This is a genomic window from Lysinibacillus sp. NPDC097287, from assembly GCF_044761695.1.
Classification (GTDB): domain Bacteria; phylum Bacillota; class Bacilli; order Bacillales_A; family Planococcaceae; genus Lysinibacillus.
Map to the genome: position 1 here is coordinate 1 of NZ_JBIWCX010000084.1, position 1,076 is coordinate 1,076.

General features: G+C 59.3%; 3 protein-coding genes. 2 read left to right on the top strand and 1 reads right to left on the bottom strand.

All coding sequences use genetic code 11. The features are described 5' to 3' along the window. Positions 1 to 210: DUF6480 family protein (locus ACIQ2D_RS22270; RefSeq protein ID WP_402867453.1), on the top strand; the 210-nt coding region annotated here is incomplete at its 5' end. An 87-nt stretch (positions 211 to 297) separates the two neighbouring features. Here the strand turns inward: ACIQ2D_RS22270 and ACIQ2D_RS22275 are convergent. After that, positions 298 to 567 (bottom strand): DUF7218 family protein, encoded by a 270-nt coding sequence (locus tag ACIQ2D_RS22275; RefSeq protein ID WP_054781729.1) that lies wholly within the window; start codon positions 565 to 567, stop codon positions 298 to 300. Positions 568 to 631: 64 nt separating this feature from the next. On the opposite strand from ACIQ2D_RS22275, the gene ACIQ2D_RS22280 reads away from it, so the two are divergent. Continuing rightward, positions 632 to 958, top strand: coding sequence for a DUF6131 family protein (locus tag ACIQ2D_RS22280; RefSeq protein ID WP_402867454.1), 327 nt, complete (start codon positions 632 to 634; stop codon positions 956 to 958). Positions 959 to 1,076: the final 118 nt, after the last annotated feature.

The following is a 1,076-nucleotide window of genomic DNA, read 5'->3' on the forward strand; positions in this document are numbered from 1 at the left end:
GAACCAGATCCGGGGAATACCCCTGATCTGGAACCCGGAGGTGGGGTCAAGCCGGGGAGCGCCCCACCCAACGCTCCCCAGACGTCGGGATTGTCCGAACCCGAACCCGCGACCGTCAAACGCTTTCCAGGAACAGGAATTGCAGCGATGGTCGCGGTCGCGTTGGTTGTCATCGTTTTCGTCATCGCCGCGGTGGCCATACTGGCATGATTTCTGCGCTTCGGACCGAGCGGTGTCGCATGGCGATTCGTACACAGAAGCCGAGTGTCGGAGTGGACCTGACGCCAAGGGCGAGGTTCAGTGATTTCGGAGGGTATCGATCAGTTCGCTCTTCTTGAGTTTCGAATAACCGTGAAGATCCAGCTCTTTGGCACGCTTCTTCAATTCCTCCACCGTCCAGTCTTCGTACGGCGAAGACTTGCCCCCGGATTTACCCACACTCGACCGCCCACGATTGGCGGCCGCGTTGGAAATCCGTGCCGCCTTCTGCTTCGAATCCCCTTTCTTTCGTAATTCTTCGTAGAGGTCCTGATCCTTGAGTTGGGGTTGTGAGTCTTGGCGAGCCACTGGTGCGTCCTCCCACTGTGCCTTTGAACTGAGGGTCCGGTCTCGTACAGGTGCTACCCGTGAGGTGGACGATCAAACCGGAAAACAAGGCACCCTGTGTCACCACCCGAAAGCAGTCGAGGAGTCGGTCGCATCAGGCACGGCCGTACCTGCGCCCAGCCCGTTCCAAGTGTTTGAGGACTGTGACCAGCGGGTACGTCGCCCTCGATGGGTGATCCGTGTCGAAGGAGGGTCCATGATCATTCTCGGAATTGTCTTGTTGATCGTCGGCTTCTTGACTGGCATCTCGATCCTGTGGACGATCGGCATCATTCTCGTGGTGATCGGGGTCGTTCTGTTCGCGCTCGGCGCCGCCGGACATGCTGTCGGTGGTCGGCGGCACTACTACTGACGCTGCGGCGCCGGCCCCTCGGTCACCGCGGAACTCACGTCCATTGCGCATCTGACATGTCACGGTTGTGCTCTGGGCTCCGTCATTTTTCCTGTTGGGCACCATCGTCACCTGGCAA